The 24,969-nt window shown below is 62.1% G+C and carries 23 protein-coding genes; 20 read left to right on the top strand and 3 right to left on the bottom strand.

Annotation, left to right across the window (positions count from 1 at the left end; all coding sequences use genetic code 11):
• Positions 1 to 14 precede the first annotated feature (14 nt).
• Together E1B25_RS20540 and E1B25_RS20535 are read left to right on the top strand one after the other, a co-directional pair.
• A complete protein-coding gene (locus E1B25_RS20540) occupies positions 15 to 953 on the top strand; it encodes a p-hydroxyphenylacetate 3-hydroxylase reductase component (protein WP_206338600.1) in 939 nt (312 codons plus the stop codon).
• 423 nt (positions 954 to 1,376) lie between these two features.
• A complete protein-coding gene (locus E1B25_RS20535; protein ID WP_132831458.1) occupies positions 1,377 to 2,300 on the top strand; it encodes a LysR family transcriptional regulator in 924 nt (307 codons plus the stop codon).
• Positions 2,301 to 2,327: 27 nt separating this feature from the next.
• Here E1B25_RS20535 and E1B25_RS20530 read toward each other — a convergent pair whose 3' ends face one another.
• Together E1B25_RS20530 and E1B25_RS20525 are read right to left on the bottom strand one after the other, a co-directional pair.
• Positions 2,328 to 3,644, bottom strand: a complete 1,317-nt coding sequence (locus E1B25_RS20530; protein ID WP_132831457.1) for a TRAP transporter large permease — start codon at positions 3,642 to 3,644, stop codon at positions 2,328 to 2,330.
• Complete coding sequence (locus E1B25_RS20525) at positions 3,641 to 4,177, bottom strand: TRAP transporter small permease (RefSeq protein WP_132831456.1); 537 nt, start codon at positions 4,175 to 4,177, stop codon at positions 3,641 to 3,643. The genes E1B25_RS20530 and E1B25_RS20525 overlap by 4 nt, the downstream gene beginning before the upstream one ends.
• A 183-nt stretch (positions 4,178 to 4,360) precedes the next feature.
• Here E1B25_RS20525 and E1B25_RS20520 point away from each other — a divergent pair, with 183 nt between their 5' ends.
• The 3 genes from E1B25_RS20520 (at position 4,361) to E1B25_RS20510 (ending at position 7,147) form a co-directional block, all read left to right on the top strand.
• Positions 4,361 to 5,440, top strand: a complete 1,080-nt coding sequence (locus E1B25_RS20520) for a C4-dicarboxylate TRAP transporter substrate-binding protein (RefSeq protein WP_132831455.1) — start codon at positions 4,361 to 4,363, stop codon at positions 5,438 to 5,440.
• 118 nt (positions 5,441 to 5,558) lie between these two features.
• Positions 5,559 to 6,368 carry a hypothetical protein gene (locus E1B25_RS20515; protein ID WP_132831454.1) on the top strand — a complete coding sequence of 270 codons (810 nt, stop codon included), beginning with the start codon at positions 5,559 to 5,561 and terminating at the stop codon, positions 6,366 to 6,368.
• Entirely contained in the window at positions 6,365 to 7,147 is a 783-nt protein-coding gene (locus E1B25_RS20510) for an alpha/beta fold hydrolase (RefSeq protein WP_132831453.1), read from the top strand. Before E1B25_RS20515 ends, E1B25_RS20510 begins: the two co-directional genes overlap by 4 nt.
• Here the strand turns inward: E1B25_RS20510 and E1B25_RS20505 are convergent.
• Positions 7,144 to 7,782 (bottom strand): glutathione S-transferase family protein, encoded by a 639-nt coding sequence (locus E1B25_RS20505; RefSeq protein WP_132831452.1) that lies wholly within the window; start codon positions 7,780 to 7,782, stop codon positions 7,144 to 7,146. The two genes, E1B25_RS20510 and E1B25_RS20505, sit on opposite strands and share 4 nt — an antisense overlap.
• Before the next feature lie 111 nt (positions 7,783 to 7,893).
• On the opposite strand from E1B25_RS20505, the gene E1B25_RS20500 reads away from it, so the two are divergent.
• From E1B25_RS20500 to E1B25_RS20430, 15 genes are all read left to right on the top strand, one after another.
• Positions 7,894 to 8,556 (top strand): TetR/AcrR family transcriptional regulator, encoded by a 663-nt coding sequence (locus E1B25_RS20500; RefSeq protein ID WP_165937706.1) that lies wholly within the window; start codon positions 7,894 to 7,896, stop codon positions 8,554 to 8,556.
• A gap of 115 nt (positions 8,557 to 8,671) precedes the next feature.
• Positions 8,672 to 9,310: a glutathione S-transferase family protein gene (locus E1B25_RS20495; RefSeq protein WP_132831450.1), complete on the top strand. Its 639-nt coding sequence runs from the start codon at positions 8,672 to 8,674 to the stop codon at positions 9,308 to 9,310.
• A gap of 245 nt (positions 9,311 to 9,555) precedes the next feature.
• On the top strand, positions 9,556 to 10,329 hold the full coding sequence (locus tag E1B25_RS20490; RefSeq protein ID WP_165937705.1) for an IclR family transcriptional regulator: 774 nt from the start codon (positions 9,556 to 9,558) through the stop codon (positions 10,327 to 10,329).
• A 91-nt stretch (positions 10,330 to 10,420) separates the two neighbouring features.
• On the top strand, positions 10,421 to 11,362 hold the full coding sequence (locus tag E1B25_RS20485; protein ID WP_132831461.1) for a thiamine pyrophosphate-dependent dehydrogenase E1 component subunit alpha: 942 nt from the start codon (positions 10,421 to 10,423) through the stop codon (positions 11,360 to 11,362).
• Complete coding sequence (locus E1B25_RS20480) at positions 11,362 to 12,348, top strand: alpha-ketoacid dehydrogenase subunit beta (protein ID WP_132831448.1); 987 nt, start codon at positions 11,362 to 11,364, stop codon at positions 12,346 to 12,348. The genes E1B25_RS20485 and E1B25_RS20480 overlap by 1 nt, the downstream gene beginning before the upstream one ends.
• 63 nt (positions 12,349 to 12,411) lie before the next feature.
• On the top strand, positions 12,412 to 13,437 hold the full coding sequence (locus tag E1B25_RS20475; protein ID WP_132831447.1) for a DctP family TRAP transporter solute-binding subunit: 1,026 nt from the start codon (positions 12,412 to 12,414) through the stop codon (positions 13,435 to 13,437).
• Between the two features lie 71 nt (positions 13,438 to 13,508).
• Positions 13,509 to 14,069, top strand: a complete 561-nt coding sequence (locus tag E1B25_RS20470; protein WP_245510800.1) for a TRAP transporter small permease — start codon at positions 13,509 to 13,511, stop codon at positions 14,067 to 14,069.
• A complete protein-coding gene (locus E1B25_RS20465) occupies positions 13,973 to 15,367 on the top strand; it encodes a TRAP transporter large permease (protein ID WP_245510799.1) in 1,395 nt (464 codons plus the stop codon). The genes E1B25_RS20470 and E1B25_RS20465 overlap by 97 nt, the downstream gene beginning before the upstream one ends.
• Positions 15,368 to 15,383: 16 nt before the next feature.
• Complete coding sequence (locus E1B25_RS20460) at positions 15,384 to 17,111, top strand: thiamine pyrophosphate-binding protein (RefSeq protein ID WP_132831446.1); 1,728 nt, start codon at positions 15,384 to 15,386, stop codon at positions 17,109 to 17,111.
• Positions 17,104 to 17,907, top strand: coding sequence for a hypothetical protein (locus tag E1B25_RS20455; RefSeq protein ID WP_132831445.1), 804 nt, complete (start codon positions 17,104 to 17,106; stop codon positions 17,905 to 17,907). Before E1B25_RS20460 ends, E1B25_RS20455 begins: the two co-directional genes overlap by 8 nt.
• Positions 17,908 to 18,144: 237 nt before the next feature.
• Complete coding sequence (locus tag E1B25_RS20450; RefSeq protein ID WP_132831444.1) at positions 18,145 to 18,585, top strand: MarR family winged helix-turn-helix transcriptional regulator; 441 nt, start codon at positions 18,145 to 18,147, stop codon at positions 18,583 to 18,585.
• Positions 18,582 to 19,718, top strand: a complete 1,137-nt coding sequence (locus tag E1B25_RS20445; protein ID WP_132831443.1) for an efflux RND transporter periplasmic adaptor subunit — start codon at positions 18,582 to 18,584, stop codon at positions 19,716 to 19,718. The genes E1B25_RS20450 and E1B25_RS20445 overlap by 4 nt, the downstream gene beginning before the upstream one ends.
• Positions 19,715 to 20,776 (top strand): efflux RND transporter periplasmic adaptor subunit, encoded by a 1,062-nt coding sequence (locus E1B25_RS20440; RefSeq protein WP_132831442.1) that lies wholly within the window; start codon positions 19,715 to 19,717, stop codon positions 20,774 to 20,776. Before E1B25_RS20445 ends, E1B25_RS20440 begins: the two co-directional genes overlap by 4 nt.
• A complete protein-coding gene (locus tag E1B25_RS20435; protein WP_132831441.1) occupies positions 20,773 to 23,823 on the top strand; it encodes an efflux RND transporter permease subunit in 3,051 nt (1,016 codons plus the stop codon). Before E1B25_RS20440 ends, E1B25_RS20435 begins: the two co-directional genes overlap by 4 nt.
• 233 nt (positions 23,824 to 24,056) lie before the next feature.
• The coding region (locus E1B25_RS20430) for an LLM class flavin-dependent oxidoreductase (protein WP_132831440.1) at positions 24,057 to 24,969 on the top strand (913 nt) is incomplete at its 3' end.

Raw genomic sequence — 24,969 nt, 5'->3', positions numbered from 1 at the left:
GGAGGAGATGAGACATGACCGAAGTGATGAGCAAACCCGCGATCGACCCCAAGGCCTTTCGCCGGGCGCTTGGCAACTTTGCCACGGGGGTGACGATCATCACCGCCTGCGCGCCAGACGGCACCAAGGTGGGGGTGACCGCCAGCAGCTTCAATTCACTCTCGATGGACCCGCCGCTGATCCTGTGGAGCAGCATGAAGACCGCGAGAAGCTGCGCGGTGTTCGAGGCCGCCACGCATTTTGCGGTCAATATTCTGGCGTCGGATCAGATGGAGATGTCGAACCATTTCGCCCGCCAGCAAGAGGACAAGTTCGCCGGTGTCGCCCATGAGGACGGGCTTGGCGGCGCGCCGATCTTCCCCAATTGCGCCGGGCGGTTCCAGTGCGAAGCCTATGACCGGCTCGACGGCGGCGATCACTGGATCTTTGTCGGACGCGTCATCGCCTTCGACGATTTCGGCCGCTCTCCGCTGTGCTTTCATCAGGGCTCTTACGCGATGGTCTACGACCATCCGGACAGTTTCCCCAAGACGGATCAAGCCAGCCTTCCGGATACGGATCGGGGTCGGTTGGGCAATCATGCGTTCTTTCTGATGCTGCGGGCTGTGCGGGCCTATCAGGACCGCTATCAACCCAAAATGGCAACCTTGGGTCTGAGCGTGATCGAGGCGAGAATTCTGCTGGTGCTAAATGATTTTCCTGCGCTGACGGACGAGGAGTTGGTCGTTCACCTGCACACGCCAGAGACCGAAGCGCATGTTGCGTTGATCAATCTGGAAGACCGCGGTCTCGTGGCGCAGACGGGCGAACGCTATACCCTGACCGATGCGGGGCAGGGCAAGGCCGATCAGTGCTGGCGCGTGGCCGAGGTCAATGCGCAGGAAGGATTCGCAGGCTTCAGCCCGGCGCAGGTTGACACGTTCACCGAGATTCTGCGCCACCTTATTGGGTAAACGATTTCCGGCCCCTTGAGCCGGGCTTTGCTACCCGCCCGGCTCCCTCCCAACCGGAACCGACCCGGCCCGAGATTTTCTCGGGCCGGGTTTTTTGTGCCGCCGTTTCCGGGTTCAGGCTGGGGGCGGGCTTGCGGGGGTGAGTGCGCGCAGGGCGTCATCCAGACTGCCGGACCCGCTTGGCCTTGTCGCGGCGCGCGCCGTTGGGCACGACCATCAGGCGGGGCAGGGACCTCACCACGTCACCGTGCGGCACCGATTTTGGGAGGATGCGCTTAGCGACTCGTGGGGGGCGGGCCTAAGGTTGGGGAGTCGTCATGGTCGGTTCCTGTTCTCCGCGTGGTCGGGAAAAAATACAGGATGCCATGCCTTCACATATTAGTATAATGACAAATACTGACTACAATAAAAGCGGATAGCCTGATGAAGTTGCAACAACTGCGTTACTTCGCTGCGGTCTATGAACAGGGGTCGTTTTCGGCGGCTGCCGAAAAGGTGAATGCCACGCAATCGGGCCTGTCGATGCATGTCCGTCAGATTGAGAAACGCTATGACGTGACGCTGTTCGTACGCAGCTCTTCGGGGGTGACGCCGACAGAAACGGGGCGGGCGTTCTATCTCGAGGCGGTCAAGGTGCTCTCGTCCGCCCGCAATGCGGAGGACCGTTTGCAGTCGCTGTCCAAAGCCGTTGTGGGGCATGTGCATGTGGGGCTGATGCCCTCCTTCACACGCTCGGTGCTGACCTCTGTGCTGCTGCGGATGTTTCGGGAATACCCAGAGGTGCGCGTCTCGATCTCGGAGGCCTATTCCGGGGCGCTCGCTGACGAGGTGGCGGGCGGGCGGCTGGAATTCGCGGTGGTGCCGGCCACGTTCGACCTGAGCGAGGTTCTCGTGTCAAAGGCGATGGGCGAGGACCGCGAATGTCTGGTTTATGCCCGGGACCGGAAGCTTCCCGTGCGGGACGACGGCATCCGGCTGCGCGAGGTGACGCCGCTACGGCTGGTGCTGCCCGGGCCGACCAACGCGCGGCGGCACCGGATCGAGACCTATCTGGCGGTGAACAATATCGAATTGGCCGATAAGCTGGAACTAGACACGATGCACGGCACGCTGGACCTTGTGGCGAATTCCGATTGGGTGTCGATCCTGCCGGGTGTGCTGTGCCTGCCCGATCTGGATGGCAAGCGGCGCAAGGTCGTGCCTTTGGCCGATCCTCCGCTCAACGTGAACTACATGCTTATCCATGCCCGCAAGCAACCGCTGAGCATCGCCGCGCAGGCCTTTGCTAACATTCTTCAGGAAGAGCTGAACTCGGTTCTGGAAATACCGCCCGTCAGCCGGGGCTGACGGGCGGGGGTCGATCTTGGGCGGGGTTTAGATGATGGTGTTGGGCAGCCAGGTACTGAGCCCCGGCACAAGCAGCACCATGATCGCCACCACAAGGATCAGGATCCAGAAGGGGATCGCCCCTTTGAAGATGTCGCCAAGGGTGACATGTGGATCCGGTACGGACGCCTTCACGGTAAATACCAGAAGCCCGAAAGGAGGCGTCAGCAGACCCGCTTCGATCACCAGAATGCCGAAGATCGCGAAGGCCAGCGGATCGATTCCGAGAGTGGTGGCAACTGGCGCGAAGATCGGCACCGTCAGCAGGATGATCGAGGTCGAATCGATGAACATGCCCAGCAGGATCCAGACGGAGAAGATGATTCCCACCACCACGGCCGGATTTTCGCTAACCGCAAAGAGCAGATCGGTGATCACCTGCGTCGCACCCGCCATGGCAAGAAAGCGCGAATACATCGACGCGGCGATGAGTAGGATCATGATCGGGGCGGTGATGCGCCCGGCGCTGTAGATCGCGTTCAGTATGTCCTTGCGCGTCATGCCCTTGGCGAGACCCAGCAGGAAGGCGCCCATGGTGCCAAAGCCCGCCGCCTCGGTCGGGGTGAGAAAGCCGCCCCAGATGCCTCCGATCACGACGCCGATCAGCCCAAGGATCGCCAGCCCGCCCAGCAACTGTCGCCGCAGCACGTCCGGGTCGTCCTTCGCGACATCCTGCGCGGTCAGGACGGGGGCGCAGTCGGGATTGCGGATGGCGTAAACGACGCAGTACCCGCAAAAGGCCAGCGCGAGGATCAGCCCAGGGACCAGCCCCGCGATGAACAGCGAGCCGATGGATTGCTCGGTCAGCACGGCCCAGACGATCATCAGGATCGACGGTGGGATCAGCATCCCAAGACACGCGCTGCCCGCGACCGTGCCCAGCGAGAATCGCTTGCTGTAGCCAAGCGCCACCATCTCGGGATAGGCGATTCGGGAAAATGTGGCGGCGGCGGCAATCGACACGCCGGTGATTGCCGCGAAAATCGCGTTGCCCACCACCGTGGCCACGCCGAGGCAACCGGGGAGACGCCGGAAGGCCCGGTTGCACAGCGCGTAGAGGTCATTTGCCGATCCCGACCGGCTGACGAAATCGCCCATCAGGACAAACAGCGGGATGATGATGAAGACATCCTTGCGCAGCGATTCATAGGCGGTGGTGCTGAGGATCGACAGGCCGATATCGACGCCGCCCATCATCCATGTGACACCGATAAAGCTGACCGTTCCCAGTGCCACGGCAAGATGGACGCCGAGGAAGATGAACAGCATGAGCAGCCCGAGAATGCCGAAAATTGTGAGGGTCATGTCAGATTTGCTCCTGCCGGGGATTTCGGGGCGGGTTTGGGGGCGCTGGGGGTTTCGCCATGCTTGCCGGTCAGGTCCGCGATCAGTGCGGATACATATGCCACGGCGGCAAAGGCGCAGCTGACCACAAGCAGGATGCGCACCGGCCAAGTATAGATGCGCATAGCCCCTTCACCTTCGTATTCGCCAAGCCGGATCGCCGACAGCGCCGGGGTGATCGAAGCGTAGGCAATGGCGGCGAACAGGCCCGCACCCAACAGCCAGGCAAAGACCCGCAACGTCTTTGCAGCGCGCGGGCCCAGATTGTCGAGCAGGATCGTGGTGCGCAGCATGGAGCCTGAGTAGATCGCCAGCGGCAGCTGCAGAAAGGTCACCGCGATGACCGAGTTTTGCAGGATCTCTTTGGTGCCCGCGATCGGGTGCAGGAACAGAATGCGCCCGAGAACGTCGGCGATGATCAGCAGGGCAAGAAAAAAGACCCACCCAGCCGATAGAACATGTGCCCACCGCGCGATTTTCAGTTGATGTCTCATCACTCCTCCTCAGTGCTGATGTCCCCAGTGAGCGTAGGTTGAGGGAAACCATTGCACAAGATTTTTGTTTATCGAGTGATAAATTAATGTATCATTCCTCCACAGCGCGATTCAATCGGGGCACAAAATGTCTGTCCCCTGCGGGAAATCGCGGCAAAACGTTTTGTAGGGAGGATTACTATCATGACATCGAAAGCCAGAATTCTGGGGAAACTTGTCGGTACGGCGCTTGGATTGGCACTTCTTGCCACGACGGCGCAGGCGGACCGATTCACGTTCCGCATCGGCTCGGGGCATCCCAAGGGGCCAGCGCCCTACGTCACCACCATGTCCGATTTCTTCGTGGCCGAGGTAAAGCGCCGCGCGGCGGAAGAGACAGATCACAAGGTCAACTTCATCGAATCCTATGGCGGTGGCATTGCCGGCGTGTCCGAGACGTTGGAAGCGGTGCAGAACGGGCTGCTGGATTTCGGCGGCTATTGCGTGTGTTTCGAGCCGTCGAACCTCTATCTGCATAATTTCCCCTATTTCGAACCGTTCGGGCCGCAGGCCTCGTCGGACGCGATTACCGCGGTCCGCGTGGTCTATGACAAGAACCCATGGCTTTCCGAGGTCTTCGAGAAAGAGTTTGGCCAGCAGATGCTGGGGCTTGGCGCATGGGACAATTACCATCTGGGCACCAAGGAGGAATGGACGAAGGTTTCCGACCTGAAAGGGGTGAAGATCGGCGGCGCGGGGCCGAACCTGCCATGGCTGGAATATGCTGGTGCGGTGCCGGTGCAATCAAGCCTGCCCGAGGGCTATATGGCGCTGAAAACCGGTGTCTATGATGGCTGGTTGATGACGCCTGCCGGGTACAACGGCTTCAAATACTATGAGCCTGCGCCCTACTATACCCTGATCGGCTATGGCGCGATGCCGGTGGTGGTGCTGACCGCCAACCAGGCCAAGATGGAAAGCCTGCCGGAGGATCTGCGCCAGATCATCACCGAGACTGGGATGGAATGGGAACGGCGCAACGGCAAGGCGATGGACGACAGCCAGGCGGCGGGTCTGGCCGCGCTGAAGGAAAACGGCGCCATCATCACCACGCTGCCGGACGCGGTGCGCGCCGAATGGGCGCAGAGCGTCGCCGAACTTCCCCGCAAAAGCGCCCAAGACGCGGATTCGCGCGGGATGCCCGGCACCAAGGTGATGCAGGACTTTATCGACGCCGCGCGGGCCGGGGGTCATGTCTGGCCTGTGGACTACGATCTGCAATGACGCGCAGAGCGAGGATTATCAACTTTTCTGATATATGCCGCGCGCATATATAATTTCAAATATTCGACCTCCTGCCCTTACCCTTTTGGGGCAGGAGGTTGAAAAAAGCCTCCGCCTTGTGGAGGAGGCCGTCATGAAACTCGGATATTTGTCCATTCCCCCCGTATTCCCGCAGGGGCGCGGCCCGGGTCGTCCCGATGCCGGGGCTCGTGCCCAACTGGCCGAAGCGCTCGGGTTTTCCGAATTCTACGCGGCCCTGCCGGAAACCGGCGCCCCCCTCTCTATAGACAGTCCCGAACGGCAGGCGTTGCTGCGGATCGTATCGGATAGCCCGGTCAGAAAGTTGCCGGAGCTGATTTCGGTGGATGGCGTCTCCAAAAAGGAGAGCAGCCAAGCGCCCGGACCGCTGGCGGCCCTGTTCGAATGTGTCGATGCTGCCCGGGCTCAGTCAGCCCAGGGGCGCGCGCCCTTGTCGGTCAGTTGGTTGGACATCGACATGCTGGCCCGGCACTGGGCGGCGCATGTGACGGGCTGCACCCATGCCGCCCGCTGCGCCCGCAGGCAGGACTGGCGCATCGCCCGCACGGTTGTGGTGGACGATGATCCCGCCCGAGCGGAAGCGATCGCAAAGGCGCCAGACAGCCCGTGCCGCGCCTATTACCGGGGAACCCTATCACCGGGCGCCGATGACGCGGCGGTGGAGTCGCGGATTGACGACTGCGTGTTCTACGGCACGCAAGCCACTGTTTTGGGGCGGCTGCAGGAGATGGTCCACGCCATCGGCACCTTCGGCACGCTGACCTTCGTGGATCACGCTTGGGCGGATGCCGCCCGGGCGCGCCAGTCATTGATCCTGTTCGCGGACGCCGTTTCGCAGAATCAAAGATCTCACACACAACGCAAATATAGAAAGCTGGAACTCGCATGACCCAACTGACGCTTTATTCCACTGCCAGTGGCCCGAAGGATGCCCCGGCCCTGCTTCTGCTCAACAGCCTTGGCGCGACCAGCGCCATGTGGGACGCGCAATTGCCGCTGCTGGAGCGCTATTACCGGGTTATCCGCTGCGACACGCGCGGTCATGGCGATAGCCCGACCCCGCCTTCGCCGTACAGCTTTGACGACATCGTCTCGGATGCGCTGGCGGTGCTGGACGCGCATGAGGTGCAGCGCGCCACCGTCATGGGGCTTTCGCTGGGCGGCATGACTGCGCTGGGGCTGGGGCTGACCGCGCCCGAACGGATCGAGCGGCTGATCTGCTGTGCCGCGCGTTCGGACGCGCCCGCGCCCTTTGTTCAAAGTTGGCACGACCGACTGGCCAAGATGGAAGAGGGCGGCATTGAGGCGGTCTGGAACGGGACCATCGGGTTCTGGCTGTCCGAGGACACCCGCCGCGATCACCCCGAGCGCGAAGCCGCCCTGCGCGCGGGCTTCCTGAAAACCACGGAAGAAGGCTATCGCGGCTGCGCCCATGCGCTGATGAAGTTGGATTACCTGCGGCATCTGGGCGAGATGCGCGTGCCGACCCTGTTCGTCGCGGGCGAGAATGACGGCGGCGCCACCCCTGACACGATGCGCGCCATGGCCGATGCCTGCCCGAATTCGAGCTATACGGTCGTGCCCGGCGCGAAACATGTGATGAACGTGGATCGCCCCGACGATTTCTCGGTTGGGATCCACAACTTTCTTGATCTGGTCGTGGGCTAGGCCGTCGCGGGCCGCAAGCTGTCATAGGAGGTCATGACCGTATCCCGATAGGCCTGCCGCTGTCCCAGCCGATCACAATAGGCGGCCAGCGCAGGCAGATCGGGGCGGTCGAACTCCATCGTGTAATAGCGATAAAGCGCGGCCCCAACCGGGATATCCCCCATCGTAAACCTGTCGCCCGCGACAAACGGCTGATCGGATAGATGCGATTCCAGCACCGCAAAATTCTCGCTCAGCGCCGCGATGGCGCGGTCACGCTTTTCTGGGTCGCGCTCTGACTGCGGCAACCGCACCAGCTGATAGAAAAGCGCGATGAAATGGGGGTAGGGGTTGTTCTGGAACCACTCCATCCACATGTCGGCGCGTCCGGTTTCGACCGGGCTGTCACCGGCCAAGATGCCGTCCCCATAGGCTTGGGCAAGATAGCGCACGACGGCATTGGATTCCCAGATCACCAACTCGCCGTCCTGCAATGTGGGCACCTTGCGGGTCGGGTTCATCGCGAGATAGTCCGGCGTATCCAGCCCACCGAAAGCACCGCCCGCGTCCAGCCGGTCATAGGTCAGGCCCAGCTCTTCGAGCGTCCACAGAACCTTTTGAACATTCACGGATGTTGTCCGTCCCCAAAGACGCATCGCCGGAGCCTCCTCTATGATTTTATAAATTATCACACGATAAATATCTGGACTGCAAGTCCGGAATGCGTTCTGTTAGAGACAGAGGGTATTCGAAACTTCGGAGTTCAGGTGTCCACACAAGAGCAACACAATTCTTCTGGCGCGCCGGTGCCGATCCGGCGCCGACTGTCGCCGGCGGCGCGCAGGGACGAGATTGTCTCGGCCGCGGTCGAGTTGTTTGCGGAGTCCGGATTCGATGGAAGCACGCGCGACGTGGCACGTGGCGCAGGGATCACCCAGCCGCTGCTGTATCGCTATTTCCCCAACAAGGAGAGCTTGATAGAGGCGGTCTATGCCCGCGTCTTTCTTGAAAGCTGGGATCCCGCATGGGACGATATCTTGCTGGATCGGAGCCTGTCGGTGCGGGACCGGTTCCAGCGGTTTTACGAGGCCTATACAGAGTCGATCTTTCGCCCCGTCTGGTTGCGGCTCTGGCATTTTGCGTCGCTGCGCGATGCCGAGGTTTATAGCTGGTACAAGGAGGTCGTGCAGGAACAGATCCTGAAACCCCTTGTGCGCGAGCGGCGGATCGAGCTGGGCTGCGATCAGGATTTCCTCGTCACGCCCGTCGAGCTCGAAGCGCCATGGCTGTTGCATGGCGGGTTGCTGAATTACGGCTGGGCCCAGCAGGTCGCGGGCAATGATGACGGCGACGGGCGCGCGGAAGCGATCCGGCAGATGCTGGAAATGTACATGCTGTTCACCGAGGCCCGATACGCGACACCCTCCTGAGGTGTTCGGGGGCCTTGCGTGTCTCGCACTATTTATCGAACGATAAATATTCCTTTCGTTGCGGGGGAAAGATGCCTAACATGGAAGATGTCAGGCCAACGAACGGGACAACACAATGATCGATCTATACTCTTGGACGACGCCGAACGGGCGCAAGGTCTCCATTCTTCTGGAAGAACTGGGGGTGTCCTATACTGTCAAACCCATCGACATTTCCAAGGACGAGCAATTCGCCCCGGATTTTCTGAAGGTCGCGCCGAACAACCGGATTCCCGCCATCGTCGATCACGACACCGGCCTCCAACTGATGGAGAGCGGCGCGATCATGCTGTATCTCGCCAACAAGTATGACCGGTTTCAGGTCACTGGCGACGAGTATTGGCACATGTTGGAATGGCTGATGTGGCAGATGGGCGGGCTTGGTCCGATGCTGGGACAGGCGCATCATTTCGTCAAATACAATCGCGGCAAGGCCCCCTATGCCGAAGACCGCTATGTCAAAGAGGCGCATCGCCTTTACAAGGTGCTCAATACCCGTCTGGAGGGGCGCGACTACGTGGTGGGGCAAGGCGCGGGCGTCTATACAATCGCTGATATGGCGATTTGGCCATGGGTCTCGCGCCACGAGTATCACGAGGTCGATCTGGCCGGCTTCCCCAATGTGCGCCAGTGGTATCGCCGGATCAGGGAACGCCCCGCGGTGCAGCGCGGCTATCATGTGCCGAAATTCGTGCAGGACATTCCCGAAGGCTGAGGCTTTGCGCAGTGGCAAAACGCGGTTGCCATCGCTTAACCGTCCCGCCCCAAGGGAAAATCCAGCCCCATACATAAATCATGGCCGCCCCGGACAGAGGGGCGCGCCAGAAAATAACCCGTCGCGACGGGAATTTGTTTCATTGTGTGGCCGAATCTGTTTCACTCAACGGTACTGACGGGGAGAACGTCAGGACCTGGGAGGGAAAAGTGCCGGTCAGAACTGCCGACAGATCCGTGGCGTCGATGCAAACGATCGAGCGTGCCTCGATGGTGTTGAGCGCCTTGTCCGAAGGGCCCTCCGGTGGCGCGCGCCTGTCTGATGTTGCCGATGCCGTGGGCTTGGGAAAGACCACCGTTTCGCGCTTGCTCAAGGCGCTGATCGACGTCGGCTATGTCGATATGGACCCCGAAGCGCGGCACTATCGGCTGGGGTATCAGCTGTTCAATCTGGGCAACGCGGCGCGGCGATTTCACATCATTGATCTGGCGCGTCCCGGACTTGCACGACAGGCGGCCCGCACCGGTGATACGGTTTTTCTGTCCCTGCGCGATGGCGATCAGGCGCTTTGCGTTGATCGTCAGACCGGGGATTTTCCGATCCGCACGCTGACGCTGTCAGTGGGGGACCGGCGGCCTTTGGGGGTTGGAGCCGGGGCGCTGGCGCTGCTGGCGTTCGAGCCTGAGGCAGAGATCACCCGCATTCTTGAGGCCAATCGCGATGCGCGTCAGGGCTTTGATGCCTATGGTGACGACGCGTTGCGCGCGATGATCGACCAGGCGCGCGCAAAGGGGTTTTCGTTCAACGACGGGCGCATCGTTAGCGCGATGAATGCCGTCGGCGTGCCGGTTTTCGACCGGGGCGGCCGCGTCGTCGCCGCGCTGTCGATTGCCGCGATACGGGAACGCATGGCGCCGCCCCGGCTGGAGGAACTGATTGCCCTGCTCAAGGCAGAGGCATCAGAGCTGGGGCAGCTATTGGACGATCTACGCGATCGAACGGCGGAGGTCCGTCCGTAATTCAAGGGAGGAGAACGACGTGCAGGACAGTGAGGCTGAGGCGCGACACCACAATTTGGATCGAGAGAAGTTCCTCGATCGGCTTGCCCTGATGCACCGCATCCGCGCCTTCGAGGAGGAGGCGATTGCGGCGCAAAAGGACGGGCTTGTGTTGGGAGCGATCCACCCCTCGATCGGGCAAGAGGCCGTGGCAGCAGGCGTCTGCGCCAATCTGGAAACCAATGATCTGCTGTTGTCGACCCATCGCGGCCACGGTCATACGCTGGCCAAATGCGCCGATCCGCTGGCGATGATGCGCGAATTGTTCGGGCGCGCCGGTGGCACCTGCGGTGGCAAAGGCGGCTCGATGCATATCGCTGATTTCGGGGTCGGCATGTTGGGGGCCAACGGCGTTGTGGGGGCCAATATCCCGATTGCCGCCGGGGCCGCCCATGCGCAAAAGCTGCAAGGTTCGCGTCAGATCACCGTTTGCATCTTTGGTGATGGCGCGATCAATCGCGGCCCGTTTCTGGAAGGTTTGAACTGGGCGCGGGTGTTTGATCTGCCGGTGCTGTTTGTCTGCGAAGACAACGGGTTTTCCGCCACCACCCGCACCCGCGACATGACGGCGGGGGCGGGGGCCGCCGCGCGGGCCGCAAGCCTTGGCCTTGAGGTGGACGAGGTGGACGGCAACGACGTGATTGCGGTGGACGCCGCCGCGCGCGTTGCCATTGATGCGATCCGGGCGGGGCAGGGGCCGCGCTTTCTGACTTGCCACACCTATCGTATGACCGGGCATACCGCCGTCGATCCGGCGAGCTATCGCCCCGCCGCCGAGGTTGAAGAGTGGCGCGGCAATTGTCCCATCGCACGGCTTGAAGTGGCGCTGCGCTTGGCTGGGGAAAGCGACGCGCGCCTTGCTGCCATTCACACGCAGGAAATCACCGAGATGGCCCGGATCGCGGTAACCGCACGCGACACTGGCTGGCCCGATGCCGCCGGCGCCTTTAGCGACGTTCAGGATATCGGCGACCCGAGAGAGAGGGCTTTTTGATGGCTGTGATCACCTATCTCGAAGCGGGGCGGCGTGCCGTGATCGAAGAAATGCAGCGCGATCCAAGCGTCTGGGCCTTGGGCGAGGATCTGGGCCGGGGCGGCGTCTTTGGCCAGTACAAGGGCCTGCAAGAGATGTTCGGCGCGGATCGTATCGCGGACACACCGATTTCTGAGGCCTGCATCATGGGGGCCTCGGTCGGCGCGGCGATGACGGGCACGCGGCCGATTGTCGAAATGCGGTTTTCCGATTTTGCCCTTTGCGCGGTGGACGAGCTGGTCAATCAGGCCGCCAAGGCCCGTTTCATGTTCGGCGGCCAGATGCGGGTGCCCCTGGTGGTGCGTGAACCCGTGGGGATGTGGCGCTCTTCGGCGGCGCAGCATTCGCAATCGCTGGAAAGCTGGTACACTCATATTCCCGGCCTTGTGGTGGTGGCCCCGGCGACCCCGGCCGATAACCTCGGGCTGTTGAAATCCGCGATCCGCAGCGATGATCCGGTGGTCTATATGGAACACAAGAACCTTTGGCCGCTCGAGGGCGAGGTGCCCGAGCAGGAACATCTGGTGCCCTTGGGCAAGGCTGACGTGGCTCATGAGGGCGGTGATCTGACGATCGTGACCTGGTCGGGAATGCGTCAGGCCTGTCTGCGCGTGGCCGAGCAGATGGCGAGCAAGGGGATCGGTGTCGAGGTGATCGACCTGCGCACGCTTTGGCCATGGGATCGCGACGCAGTCTTTGCCTCGGTCGAAAAGACCGGGCGGCTGTTGGTGGTGCATGAGGCGGTGGCGGTCTCGGGCTTTGGCGCGGAAATCGCTGCCAGCGTGGCCGAGGCGTTGCATCACCGGCTGAAGGCGCCGGTGCGCCGGTTGGGGGCGCCGCGCATCCCCATCGCCTATGCCCCGCCGATGGAGGAACAGGCGCGGGTCAGTGACGACAGTATTGCCGCTGCGGTGGGGGGAATGATGGAGCCCGCCAAAGCGATGTAACCCGGTGGTGGCCCCTGCAGGGACCTCACCATGTCTGAAGTCATCATTTAGGGAGGAGATATGATGAAAACGTTCAAGACCATGATCGCCGCAGCCGCGGCCGTGACCACGCTGGGCTTTGGCCCGGCGATGGCGCAAGACGGCTACAAGGACGAATACCGCGTTTCGACCGTGGTTCCGGCACCGTTCCCTTGGGGGTTGGCTGCCGAGAAATGGGCAGAATTGACCAAAGAACGTACAGAGGGGCGGATCAATCTAAAGATCTACCCCGGCGTTCAGCTGGTGCAGGGCGATCAGACCCGCGAATTCACCGCCTTGCGGCAGGGGGTGATCGACATGGCGGTCGGATCGACCATCAACTGGTCGCCGCAGATCAACGAGCTCAACCTGTTCTCGCTGCCGTTCCTGATGCCGGACTATGCTGCGCTGGATGCGCTGACGCAGGGCCCGGTGGGCGAGGCGATTTTTGACGCAGTGCGCAAAAAGGGCGCGGTGCCGCTGGCCTGGGCCGAAAACGGCTTCCGCGAGGTGACGAACTCCAAACGCTCGATCCGCACCCCCGCCGACATGGAGGGGCTGAAACTGCGCGTTGTGGGGTCGCCGATCTACAACGACATGTTTACCGCGCTTGGCGCCAACCCGACCCAGATGAGCTGGGCCGATGCGCAACCGGCGCTGACCACCGGGGCCGTCGACGGGCAGGAAAACCCGCTCACCATTTATTCGGTGCTGAAAATGCATGAGCTGGGCCAAACTCATGTAACGCTTTGGGGCTATGTTGCCGATCCGCTGATCTTTGCGGTGAACCCGGCGGTTTTCGACAGCTTTACCCCGGAGGATCAGAAGATCCTGCAACAGGCGGCGGTGGATGCCGGTGTTTATGGGATCGAAGTTGCGCGCAAGGGCATGACCGGTGGCGACCAGAGCCTGATCGACGAGATCAAGGGCTATGGCGTCGATGTGGTGACCCTGACCCCAGAGGAACGCCAGCAGTTCGTCGATGCGACCCGTGGCGTCTATGACCAGTGGAAGCAAAAGATCGGTGCCGATTTGGTGGATCAGGCCGAGGCCTCGATCGCCAACCGATAAGCTGACCTGACACCCCGGTTCCGCAGCACGCGCGGGGCCGGGTCTTTCCACTGCCAAGACAGGAGCGCGGAATGGGTGAAATGCCGCCAGAAATTCCCGACACCGGCCCGGTTTCCAACGGGCCCGACACCGGACATGTGATCGTCCCGGTTCGGATCGAAGAGGCGCTTGGCGCGGCGGCCATGGCGCTGATCTGTTTGATTTCCTTTGGCAATGTGATCGCGCGCTATGCCACTAACGTTTCCTTTGCCTTTACCGAGGAATACTCGGTCTTTCTGCTGGTGTTCATGACCTTCGTTGGGGCCTCCGCGGCCTTTGCGGGCAACGAGCATATCCGCATCACCTTCCTGCTTGATCGCCTGCCGCTCGGGCTGCGCTGGCTGTGTGATGTGGTCTCGATGCTGGCCACGACGCTGATGTTCTCGCTGGTGCTCTACTATGGTGCGCGGGTGACCTATTCGGAATGGTATTGGGAGGAAACCACGCCGGGGTTGGGCAACCCAAGCTGGATCTACACCATCTGGATGCCGATTCTATGCGTGGCGATCCTGCTGCGGGTTTTGGGCCGGGGCTGGGCGATGCTGCGGCCCGGTCGGCAGAACGGGCCTCGGAACGGGGGGGCGCAATCGTGATCCTTGCCAATCTGATGCTGCTCTTGGTCTTTGTCTGTCTGATGCTGATCGGCACCCCGATCGCCGTCGCCCTTGGGCTGGGCGGCGCGGTGGGGGTCTATCTTGGGCTCGACATGACCGCGATGGGCATGATCGGGCCCAATACCTATGCGGCGGTCGCCAAATACCCGTTGATCGCGATCCCGCTGTTCATCCTGACCGGCGCGGTCTTTGAGCGCTCTGGCGTTGCCGCGCGGCTGGTGGAGTTTGCCCAGGCCATGGTCGGGCCGCGACGCGGCGGGCTGGCGCTGGTCGCAATTCTGGTCTGCATGATCATGGGCGGCATGTCGGGCTCTGGCCCGGCGGATGCGGCGGCGGTGGCCACCGTGATGCTGCCCTCGATGGTCAAGGCGGGCTATCCAAGGTCATTCACCTCCAGCGTGATCGCGGCCTCGGCCTCGACCGCGATCTTGATTCCGCCCTCGATTGCGATGATCGTCTATTCGGTGATCATTCCCGGCCTCGACCTGCGGGCGCTGTTCGCCGCCGGGCTGTTTCCGGGGCTGTTGCTGGGCGCGTCGGTGGCCATTCCGACCATCCTGTTGAGCCGCAAACACGGCTTTGGCGCGAACGAGGCGCCCGAGCGCCCGCCGTTCTGGGCCAGCTTTCGTCGCGCCTTGCCCGGGCTGATGGCGCCGGTGATCATTCTGGGCGGGCTGCGCTCGGGCTTGTTCACCCCCACCGAAACCGCCGTGGTGGCGGTGTTTTACGGGTTCTTCGTCGGCGTGGTGCTGTATCGCACGATGGGCTGGCGCGATATCTACAACGTGCTGGCCGAAAGCGCGCGGATCTCTGGCGTGCTGATGTTGATCCTGTCGCTGGCGGGGCTGTTCGCCTGGGCCGGGTCCACCATGGGGGCCTTTAGCGCCACCGCCGAGTTGTTGCTGTCGGTCAGTGACAATCAATGGGTCGTGCTTGTTCTGATCATGATCGTCATGCTGTTTGCCGGCATGGTGCTGGATGGCGTGTCGATCTATCTGATTACCCTGCCGCTACTGGTGCCCATCGTGCAGGCCTTCGGCTGGTCCTATGTCTGGTTTGGCGTCGTCATGGCGATCAACATTGCCATGGGGCAATTCACCCCGCCGGTCGCGGTCAACCTGATGGTGACTGCCAAGATCGCCGGCGTGCCGTTGGAATCCACCTTTCGCTGGGTTGGCTGGCTGCTGCTGGCGATGGCGGTGGCCTTGGCGCTGATCCTGATCTTTCCCGAAATCGCGCTCTGGCTGCCGCGGTGGCTGGGCTATCGCATCACCTGAATGGAACTGAAATCACATGACACAGAACAATGAAATGACCGGCGGCGAAGCGCTGGTCCGGGGTTTGTTGGCGCATCAGGCGGGGCCGGTGTTCGGCATGGGCGGGTTTCAACTGCTGCCCTATTACGACGCCGCGCGGCGGCTGGGGCTGACCCACCATTTGATAAACGACGAACGCTGTGGGGTGTTTGCGGCGGATGCCTATGCCAAGATCACCGGTCGGGTCGGGCTGGTCGATGCCACGCTTGGGCCGGGGGCCACGAACCTTGTCACCGGGCTGGTCGAGGCGCTGAATGCGGGTTCTCCCATTGTGGCCATCGTCGGGGATACCCACCGCGATCATTCCTGGAAAAACATGACCCAGGAAACCCATCAGGCCGAAATCCTGCGCCCCGCCGTGAAAGAGGTGATCCGGGTCGAGACGATCCATCGCATTCCCGAGTTGTTGCGCCGCGCGTTCATCGTTGCGACCAGCGGTCGGCCCGGCCCCGTGGTGTTGATCGTGCCGGAAGACATCGCGCATGGCACCCACGGGTTCGTTGAGGAGGATTTCACCTGCGATCCCCGCTATCAGGCGGCCCCGGCGCTGCGCTGCCGACCCGAGGCCGAGGGGCTGGCCGAGGCGGCGGCCCTATTGGCGGCGGCGGACCGCCCGTTGATCCTTGCCGGTGGCGGTATCCACATCTCGCAGGCCGCGGCGGATCTTCAGGCGCTTGCAGAGGCGGCGCAGATCCCCGTCGCCCACACCATGAGCGGCAAGGGCGCGATCGCCTGCACCAGTCCGCTGTCGGCGGGTCTGTTCGGGCGTTATGACCGGATCGCAAACGGGCTGATTGAGGACAGCGACTGTCTAATGGTCATCGGCTGCAAACTGGGTGAAATCGCCACCAAACGCTATACCGTGCCGATGCCGGGCAAGCGGGTGATCCATCTGGATTGCGTCGCCGAAGAGATCGGACGAACCTATCAGCCCGAGCTTCCGCTTTGGGGCGATGCGCGCGAAGGCATCCGCGATCTTAAGGCGGCGCTGACAGGGATTGCGATCCCGGCAGCGCGCGCCGACTGGTGCGACAGCGTGGTGACCAAGATGGCCGATTGGCGCGAGATGGCCAATGACCGACTGACCAGCGATGAAACCCCCGTCTCCATGGGCCGGATGATGGGAGAGTTGAACACCCTGTTGCCCGAGGACGCGATCCTGATCGCGGACGGTGGCTTTGCCGCGCATTGGAGCGGGCTGCTTTATGACAGCAAACAGGCCGGGCGCGGGTTTGTGCCTGACCGGGGGTTCGCCTCGATCGGCTATGGGCTGCCTGGCGCGATCGGGGCCTGTCTGGCCGCGCCGGATCGCGCCGTGGTGGCGATCACCGGCGATGGTGGCTTCAACATGGTACTGGGCGAGATCGAAACGGCCCGGCGGATGGGTGTGGCGCCGGTGATCATCGTCGTGAACAACGCCGCCTCGGGCTATGTCAAAGCGCTGCAACACCTAATGTATGGCGAGGGCAACTATCAGTCCAGCGATCTGGCCGAGACCAATTACGCCGATGTCGCCAAGGCGACCGGCTGCCTTGGCATTCGGGTCGAGACCCCCGACGCGCTGGCCGATGCGATCCGGCGCGGGTTGGCGGAACAGGGGCGGCCCACGGTGCTTGATGTGGTGGTCACGCGTGATCCGGGCAAGATGCTGCCCGCCGCCGACAGCCGCGCGGTTCAGGTCAAGAAGGGGGACCGGATTGCCTGACCCGCTACTGGCCGACAGTGTTACAAAACTGGATGGCGCGGCGGGCCGCGTCATCGTCACCGGATCGCATGGCGGGGTTTATGCCGCCTGTCTGGCGTTCCGCTCGGGTGCGCGGGCAGCCATCTTCAACGATGCCGGGGTCGGGCTGGACCAGGCCGGGATCGGTGGGCTGATCTGGCTGGAGCAACTGGGCATGGCGGCGGCGGCGGTGGATCATCAAAGTGCGCCGATTGGCGATGCCGAGGCGATGGTGGACCGGGGCAGGATTTCCCATACCAATGCTCTCGCACAAGCTTTGGGCGTGTGCCCCGATATGCCCTGTGCCGAGGCGGCGGCGCTGTTGGAAAACGCCCCCGTGGCCGGTGGCGACTGCCCCGTGATTGCAGAGGCCCGACAGGTGGAACAGCCGTTTCCCGGTGGGCGTCGTCTGATCGTGGTCGATTCCGCCAGTCTGGTCCGACCCGAAGATGCCGGGCAGGTGGTTGTCACCGGCTCTCACGGGGCGATCTTTGGCGGCAATCCGGCCAATGCGCTCAAGGCCGATGCGGCGCTGGCGCTGTTCAACGACGCCGGCGGCGCGGCGACATCGCGCCTGCCCGCGTTGCAGGCGCGCGGTGTCGCGGCGGCCACCGTCGCAGCGATGTCGGCGCGAATCGGGGATGGCCGCTCGACACTGGAAGATGGGGTGATTTCCACCTGCAATCCGGCGGCAGAGGCCCTTGGCGGCCACCCCGGCCTGCCCGCCCGCACGTTGGTCGAGGTCGCGTTGCGGGTCCGCGGCGGTGAGGTCGACTGAAGAGGTCGTGTGCGCCCCGAACGCCTTGGCAGGCTTGCATCCGATTTGGGAGCCGGTGCCTTTTTGTCAGGCGATTTCTGCCTAATCACCGTGAAACGACTGCGCAGACGGGGCCGAAACGACGAAAGGACACAGCTTTGGCTTTACTTCACAACCATAATGTTTCATCAAATGAACCAAATGGCGGCGCGCCTTGGTTAATTCGCTGCCTGTTTGGTGTTGAAAGAGTTTAAAATCATGTCCCCGGAGTTAGATCTGATGATCGCCATCCACCTCTTGCACGAGGTGCTGGAGGCGCAGATCGAAGCGGCGGACTTGGACCATTCGGTGCCCAAGAACGATTTTCTCATGTTGGTCCACTTGAACGAACCCAAAAGGATGGGGGCGCTGGCCGAGGATATGCATGTGCTGCCCTCGACCCTGACCGCGATCGCGGATCGGTTGGAGGGTACGGGCCTGATCCACCGCCAGCGCGACCCGGATGACCGGCGGGCCTGGTTGCTGGATATCACCGATAAAGGACGCGCGCTGCAATCCCGGATCATGGGGCTGTCGACCGAGATGTTCCGCTCTATCACCGGCCTCACTGCGGAGGAGATCAAGACCTTTGATCACTTGATGCAGAAGGTCCGCAGCAACATTATTGAGCGTGACGGTATGCAGGAGCTGATGAAATGAGACGCCTTTTCACCCCTCGCGCTGCTGGGTCCGGGTACAACTTGCGCCCGCGCGCGCGCAGTATCGTCGGTCTGGCGGTGCGGATGTGGGTCTGTGCCGGTGTTGCGTTGTCGCTGGCCCCCCTTCAGGCAGGGGCTGAAGAACCACTGGTTGTGGAACTGGTCACCGCCACCGGTGCCCCAGATATTCTAAGCCATTCCCTCACCGGCGAAGTTGTGGCCCGTAACAAGCTTAGCGCCTCTTTCCCCACCGGCGGACGGGTCGCCGAAGTGCTGTTCCAAGAGGGGGACGCGGTTGCAACGGGAACCCCGCTGGCGCGGATGGATTCGGTGCAACAGGAACAAGCGCTGCGCGCGGCCGAGGCTGGTTTGTCCACTGCCCAGGCGGATCATCGTCAGGCGATCGAGGATTTTGATCGTCAGGAAACCTTGCTGGAGCGCGGCGCGACCACCCGGACCAGTCGCGACAGCGCCGAGGACGCGCTGCGGATCGCCGAAGGGGTTCTGTCGCAGGCGCGCGCCGATCTTGACCGCGCGAAAAAGGCGCTGGAAGACACGGTTTTGTTGGCCCCCACGGATGCCACCGTGATCGACCGCATGGTCGAGCCGGGGCAGGTTGTCGGGGCGGCGCAGCCGGTCATGGAACTTGCGCTGGGACAAGAGATCGACGCGATCTTCAATGTGCCCGAAGTGCTGCTGACCAGAGATATGGAGCTGGAGGCCATCGATCTTGTCCTGATCGAGGGGCCATCGGAGCAGTTCACCGGCCAACTGCGTGAGATTTCACCGCTGGTCGATCTGAATACCGGGACGGTCAAGGTGACGATCTCGGTTCTCGATCCGCCTGAAAACATGGCCTATGGCGATGCTGTGCGCGGCACCGGCTGGATGCAGGGCGGGCATTTTATTTCACTGCCATACACCGCGTTGACGGCGACCACCAAGGGCCCTGCAGTCTGGATCGTGAATCCTGAAACGATGGCAGTTTCGATCCGCCAGATCGCGGTTGACCGGTACACGACCGAGCGGATCATCGTTGCAAGCGGGTTGGAGGATGGCGCTCTGGTCGTGTCGAAAGGGGCGCAGTTGCTTTTCCCCGGCCGGATCGTGCGCCAGATGGAGGTCAGCCAATGAAGATCGCGCTTGTTCTGTCCCTGCTCGCCCTGCCTGCCTTTGCCGAACAGGCGGCTCTCCCTGATCCGATGCCAGCGCGTCCGGTCGTCTCGGAATTCGCGGACCCGCGCGCCGGAGATCTTGTCCGTTTTGTTGGAATTGTCGAGGCGCGGACAGAAACCGATCTGGGATTTCCCATGAATGGCACTATCGCGGAACGGCCGGTCGAAGTCGGGGATCTGGTCCACAAAGGCGATATCCTTGCCCGGCTTGATCCCGAAGACCTTGAGGCCGACGTGCGTGCGGCCGAGGCTGGCGTCACGGTCGCGACCGCGCAATTGCGCACCGCGACGGATGCCCGGAATCGGGCCCGCATCTTGTCGGCCAGCGGTGTGGGCAGCATCACGCGCCTTGAGGATGCCGAACGCGCTCTGACGGCGGCCGAGGCCCGGCTGGAACAGGCACAGGCCCAATTGGCGCGCGCCGAGGACATGCGCGGTTTTGCGACCCTGAAAGCCCCCGAAGATGGTGTCATAACGCAGACCTTTGCCGAAGCGGGGGCCTCCTTGACCGGGGGGCAGCCGGTGGTGCGTCTCGCGGGCACCACGGCGCGCGAAATCTCCATCGACGTAATCGAAAAAGATGCCACCCGCCTGGGCATCGGCGCCGTGTTTGACGCCACCCTCATAGCCAATACCAAGGTGACGGCACAGGCCACGCTGACGCGGATCGATCCGGTTGCCGCAAGCGCGACGCGGACACGTGGTCTGCATCTGACGTTGAGCGATCCGCCGGTGGGGTTCAGGCTGGGCGCGCTGGTCCATGTCAGCCCGTCGGTCGGGGCCGAATTCGGCGTGGTGCTGGAGCGCAAGGCCATTCTGGACCCCGCGGGAAACCCCGCTGTCTGGGTCGTGGAGCGCGCCAACAATACCGTCCACCGTACGCCGGTTACGCTGGGGGAAACCTTTGGGGCGCGGGTTCAGATCATCCACGGTCTGGAGCCGGGCGACGAAGTCGTCACCCAAGGTATCAATTCACTTGAGGATGGGCAGATCGTCGGCCCACGCGTGTCGGAATGAAGACTTTCAACCTGTCCGACTGGGCGCTTAAACATCGCTCGTTCATCTGGTTCCTGATGCTGATCTCCGTCATTGCGGGGGCGCTGTCCTATGTGAATATCGGGCGCGAGGAAGACCCGGATTTTTCGATCAAGGTTATGGTTATCGCGGGCGCACTTCCGGGGGCGGACGTGCTGGAGACGCAAACCCAGGTCACCGACAGGATCGAAAAAGAGCTGGAGGATCTGCCGGAGCTGGATTTCACCCGCTCCATTACCCGGCCTGGCCAGACGGTCGTCTATCTGGAACTGCTGCCAACGACCAAGGCCAGCGAACTGCCGCGCATCTGGCAGACCGTGCGCAACATGATGGGCGACATCCGGGGCGATTTTCCGGAAGAGTTCGCCGGGTTTCAGTTCAACGACAATTTTGGCGATGTCTTTGGCAATATCTATGCCTTTACCTCGGATGGGTTTTCCCCGCGCGAGGTGCGCGATTACGCCGAACGCACCCGCCGCGCCATTCAGGCGTTGGATGATGCTGGCAAGATCGAGATTTTCGGCACCCGCGATGAAGCCATCTATCTGGAATTCTCGACCGAACGATTGGCGGCGCTGGGGTTGAACCAGCAGGCGGTGCAGGCAACACTGGCGGCGCAGAACGCCATCGTGCCCTCCGGGGTGATCGAAGCCGGGGAAGAGCGGGTTCTGGTGCGCGTCGGTGGACAGTTCAGCGATGTCGACAGCCTTGAAGACATCAACCTGCGGGTCGAGGACCGGTTTTTCCGCCTGACTGATGTGGCAGATATCCAGCGCGGCTATGTCGATCCCCCGACCGAGCTTTTCCGCTTTGACGGGCAAGAGGCGGTCGGTCTGGCCGTGGGCATGCGCAAGGGCGCGAATATCATCGACTATGGCGCAGAACTGGCTGCCGTCATCGCAAAGGTGAAAGCCGATCTGCCGATTGGTATCGACATTCATCAGGTCGCTGACCAACCCGCGGTGGTGGACAGTGCCGTCAGCCATTTCCTGCGCGCCTTGCTTGAGGCGGTGTTGATCGTTCTCGCGGTAAGCTTTGTCAGCCTCGGCATGCGGGCCGGGTTCGTGGTGACACTGACGATTCCGCTGGTTTTGGCGATCACCTTTCTGGTGATGGACTATTTCGGCTTTACCCTGCAGAGGATTTCGCTTGGGGCGCTGATCATCGCGCTTGGGCTGCTGGTGGACGACGCGATGATCGCGATCGAAACCATGATCTCGCGTCTTGAAAAGGGCGAAAGCCTGACGATGGCGGCGTCCTATGCCTGGACCTCGATCGCCTTTCCGATGCTGTCGGGCACGTTGGTCACGGTCGCGGGGTTCATCCCGATTGGCCTCAACTCTTCGGCGGCGGGGGAATTCACCTTTTCGCTGTTTGTGGTGATCGCGGTTTCGCTGATTGTCAGCTGGATCGCGGCAGTGCTGTTCGCGCCGCTTCTGGGGGTAACGTTTCTGCCTGCGAAAATGAAACACATCAATACCGGCCCCGGTCGGGTGCGGCGCGCGTTTCATGTCCTGTTGCGAGGTGCGATGCGGTTTCGCTGGCTGACCGTTGGTGTGACGGTAGCGGCCTTTGGGGTGTCGATCTGGGCCATGCGCTTTGTTGAAAACCAGTTCTTTCCTAATTCTGACCGGCCCGAATTGCTGGTGGATATGACGCTGCCGCAAAATGCGTCGATCAAGGAAACCAAGACCCAGATGGACCGGCTGGAGGCGCATCTGAAAGACAACGAAAACGTGTTGTTCTGGGCGTCTTATGTGGGGCGTGGTGCGCCGCGCTTCTTGTTGTCGCTGGATGTTCTGACGGCGCAACCCAACATTGGCCAGATCGTTATACAGACCCCGTCGATCAAGGCCCGGGATGCCCTGCGCGCCGAGCTGAACGATATCGCCACGCGCGAATTCCCCGGCGTCGACGCCTTTGTCAAACTGCTGGAGGTCGGCCCGCCGGTCGGTCGTCCGGTGCAATACCGGATTACCGGGCCCGAGATCACCGTGCTGCGCGATCATGCCCGTGATCTTGCGGCGCTAATCGCGACCGATCCGCGTCTGGCCAACACGATCATGGACTGGAATGAACCGGCGCGCGTAGTGCGGGTGAACATCTTGCAGGACAAGGCGCGTCAATTGGGCATCACCCCGCGCAACATCGCGGCGGCCCTCAATGCAATATATAACGGCGCCAACATGACGCAGCTGCGCGATGCGGATTATCTTATCGATATCGTCGCACGCGGTGACGCGGATTCGCGCCAGTCGGTCGAAGCTTTGGCCGGGCTGCAACTGGGCACCACCGATGGCAGGACGATCCCGCTGCGCGCCGTCGCGACGTTTGACTATGGTACCGAACAGCCGGTCATCCACCAACGAAGCCGGATGCCCACCATCACGGTCAAATCCGATATCGCGACCAAGGATCAACCCGCGACGGTGGTCAGCGAACTTGCCGATAAGATCGCGGCCTTTAACGCGGCGCTTCCGGCCGGGTACGATGTCGCTGTCGGCGGCACGGTTGAATCCAGCGCCGACAGCCAAGGACCCATTGCCGGTGTCGTCCCGCTGATGATGTTGATCATGCTGACGCTGATCATGGTCCAGATGCAAAGCTTTCGCCTGGCCTTTGTGGTGCTTTGCGCCGCGCCGCTGGGCCTGATCGGTGTGGTCATTGCCCTTGGGCTGTCTGGCGCGCCGTTGGGGTTCGTGGCCATTCTGGGGGTGCTGGCGCTGGTCGGCATCCTGATCCGAAACTCGATCATTCTGGTTCATGAAATCGAGGTCTTGCGCAAGAAAGGCCGCAGCGCATGGGATGCGGTGTTCGAGGCCAGCGACAGTCGGGCCCGTCCGATCCTGTTGACTGCCGCTGCGGCCAGTCTGGCCCTGATCCCGATCTCGCGACAGGTGTTCTGGGGGCCGATGGCCTATGCGATGATGGGTGGCATCATCGCCGGTACGGTCATTACGCTGGTGTTCGTGCCCGCGCTTTATCTCGCGGTCTTCCGGGTGAAACGCGACGATGCGGCGAACACGTGAGCGTTCAACAAGGTGGCGGTCTGATCCTTTCCGTGTGAATTGACGGTCCCACGCGACAACACGGATTGGCGCGTTCGAATGCGCCTGCATGAGACGGCCAGACTGGCGCCTTTGAGGCGGGCCGCCTGTGTCGCTCTGCTATCGCAAAACTAGATAGTAAACATCAGAAAGTTTCATTTTTTCCGCTGGCCTTGCTGCGTCACACTGATGTGGGAAGCCAAGGGAGGACCTCCATGAAACTGTCGTTTTTCACGATGCCGATTCACCCGCTGGGCAAGCCGTTTGCGCAGAGCATTGCCGAAGACCGCGAGGCGTTCATTCTGGCGGACAAACTGGGATATGCCGAAGCCTATTGCGGCGAGCACACCACCGATCAGGCAGAGATCATCACCTCCTGCGTCGCATTCTTGGCCAGCCTCGCCTATGAAACCAAGAACATTCGCCTTGGCACCGGCACCGTGAACATGCCGAACTCCCACCCGGCGCGCATCGCAGCGGAAGTGGCGATGTTGGATCATATGCTGGAGGGGCGGCTGAACTTTGGCATATCCCCCGGAGGGTTGATGTCGGATGCCGAGGTGTTCGGGTCGATCGACAAGGACCGCAACGCGATGTTTGTTGAGAGCATCAACATGGTGCTGGATATCTGGGCGGGCGAGGCTCCGTATAATCTCAAGGGCGACTTCTGGGAGGTCTCGACCGAGCGCACCATGATGCGCGACATCGGTCAGGGCGATATCATGAAGCCGTTCCAGGCCCCGCATCCGCCTATTGTCGGCACTGCCGTGGCGCCGTTCTCGCAGGGCGTCAGCGCGATGGCCGAACGTGGCTGGCAGCCGATCTCGGGCAACTTCCTGCTGCCAAAATGGGCCGCGACCCATTGGCCGAAATACGTCGAAGGCTGTGAAAAGGGCGGCTTCACCCCCGATTACGCCGACTGGCGCGTGGCTAGAAATATCTGCGTCGCCGACGATATGGAGACCGCGCGGGCCTATGCGCGCGATCCGGGCAGCCCTTACGTGCTCTATTATTCGCAACTGCTGACCAAGCTGCGCGCGGGCAAACGGCTGAACCTCTTCAAAGAGGATCAGAACATGCACGACGACGAGGTGACGTTGGATTACGTGCTGGACCGGCTGGTGATCC

This window comes from Antarcticimicrobium sediminis (assembly GCF_004348975.1).
Taxonomy (GTDB): Bacteria; Pseudomonadota; Alphaproteobacteria; order Rhodobacterales; family Rhodobacteraceae; genus Antarcticimicrobium; species Antarcticimicrobium sediminis.
Note: the sequence above shows the minus strand (reverse complement) of the source record. Positions and strands in the feature narration are given on the sequence as shown.

Bases quoted from the DNA above. Each gene is read 5' to 3' on its own strand.
- E1B25_RS20435 (WP_132831441.1), top strand. From the start codon at position 20,773: ATGAAGACTTTCAACCTGTCCGACTGGGCGCTTAAACATCGCTCGTTC.
- E1B25_RS20510 (WP_132831453.1), top strand. From the start codon at position 6,365: ATGACCCAACTGACGCTTTATTCCACTGCCAGTGGCCCGAAGGATGCC.
- E1B25_RS20540 (WP_206338600.1), top strand. From the start codon at position 15: ATGACCGAAGTGATGAGCAAACCCGCGATCGACCCCAAGGCCTTTCGC.
- E1B25_RS20485 (WP_132831461.1), top strand. From the start codon at position 10,421: ATGCACCGCATCCGCGCCTTCGAGGAGGAGGCGATTGCGGCGCAAAAG.
- E1B25_RS20490 (WP_165937705.1), top strand. From the start codon at position 9,556: ATGCAAACGATCGAGCGTGCCTCGATGGTGTTGAGCGCCTTGTCCGAA.
- E1B25_RS20445 (WP_132831443.1), top strand. From the start codon at position 18,582: ATGAGACGCCTTTTCACCCCTCGCGCTGCTGGGTCCGGGTACAACTTG.
- E1B25_RS20530 (WP_132831457.1), bottom strand. From the start codon at position 3,644: ATGACCCTCACAATTTTCGGCATTCTCGGGCTGCTCATGCTGTTCATC.
- E1B25_RS20520 (WP_132831455.1), top strand. From the start codon at position 4,361: ATGACATCGAAAGCCAGAATTCTGGGGAAACTTGTCGGTACGGCGCTT.
- E1B25_RS20465 (WP_245510799.1), top strand. From the start codon at position 13,973: ATGCGTGGCGATCCTGCTGCGGGTTTTGGGCCGGGGCTGGGCGATGCT.
- E1B25_RS20450 (WP_132831444.1), top strand. From the start codon at position 18,145: ATGTCCCCGGAGTTAGATCTGATGATCGCCATCCACCTCTTGCACGAG.
- E1B25_RS20505 (WP_132831452.1), bottom strand. From the start codon at position 7,782: ATGCGTCTTTGGGGACGGACAACATCCGTGAATGTTCAAAAGGTTCTG.
- E1B25_RS20525 (WP_132831456.1), bottom strand. From the start codon at position 4,177: ATGAGACATCAACTGAAAATCGCGCGGTGGGCACATGTTCTATCGGCT.
- E1B25_RS20440 (WP_132831442.1), top strand. From the start codon at position 19,715: ATGAAGATCGCGCTTGTTCTGTCCCTGCTCGCCCTGCCTGCCTTTGCC.
- E1B25_RS20460 (WP_132831446.1), top strand. From the start codon at position 15,384: ATGACACAGAACAATGAAATGACCGGCGGCGAAGCGCTGGTCCGGGGT.
- E1B25_RS20495 (WP_132831450.1), top strand. From the start codon at position 8,672: ATGATCGATCTATACTCTTGGACGACGCCGAACGGGCGCAAGGTCTCC.
- E1B25_RS20470 (WP_245510800.1), top strand. From the start codon at position 13,509: ATGGGTGAAATGCCGCCAGAAATTCCCGACACCGGCCCGGTTTCCAAC.
- E1B25_RS20535 (WP_132831458.1), top strand. From the start codon at position 1,377: ATGAAGTTGCAACAACTGCGTTACTTCGCTGCGGTCTATGAACAGGGG.
- E1B25_RS20480 (WP_132831448.1), top strand. From the start codon at position 11,362: ATGGCTGTGATCACCTATCTCGAAGCGGGGCGGCGTGCCGTGATCGAA.
- E1B25_RS20475 (WP_132831447.1), top strand. From the start codon at position 12,412: ATGAAAACGTTCAAGACCATGATCGCCGCAGCCGCGGCCGTGACCACG.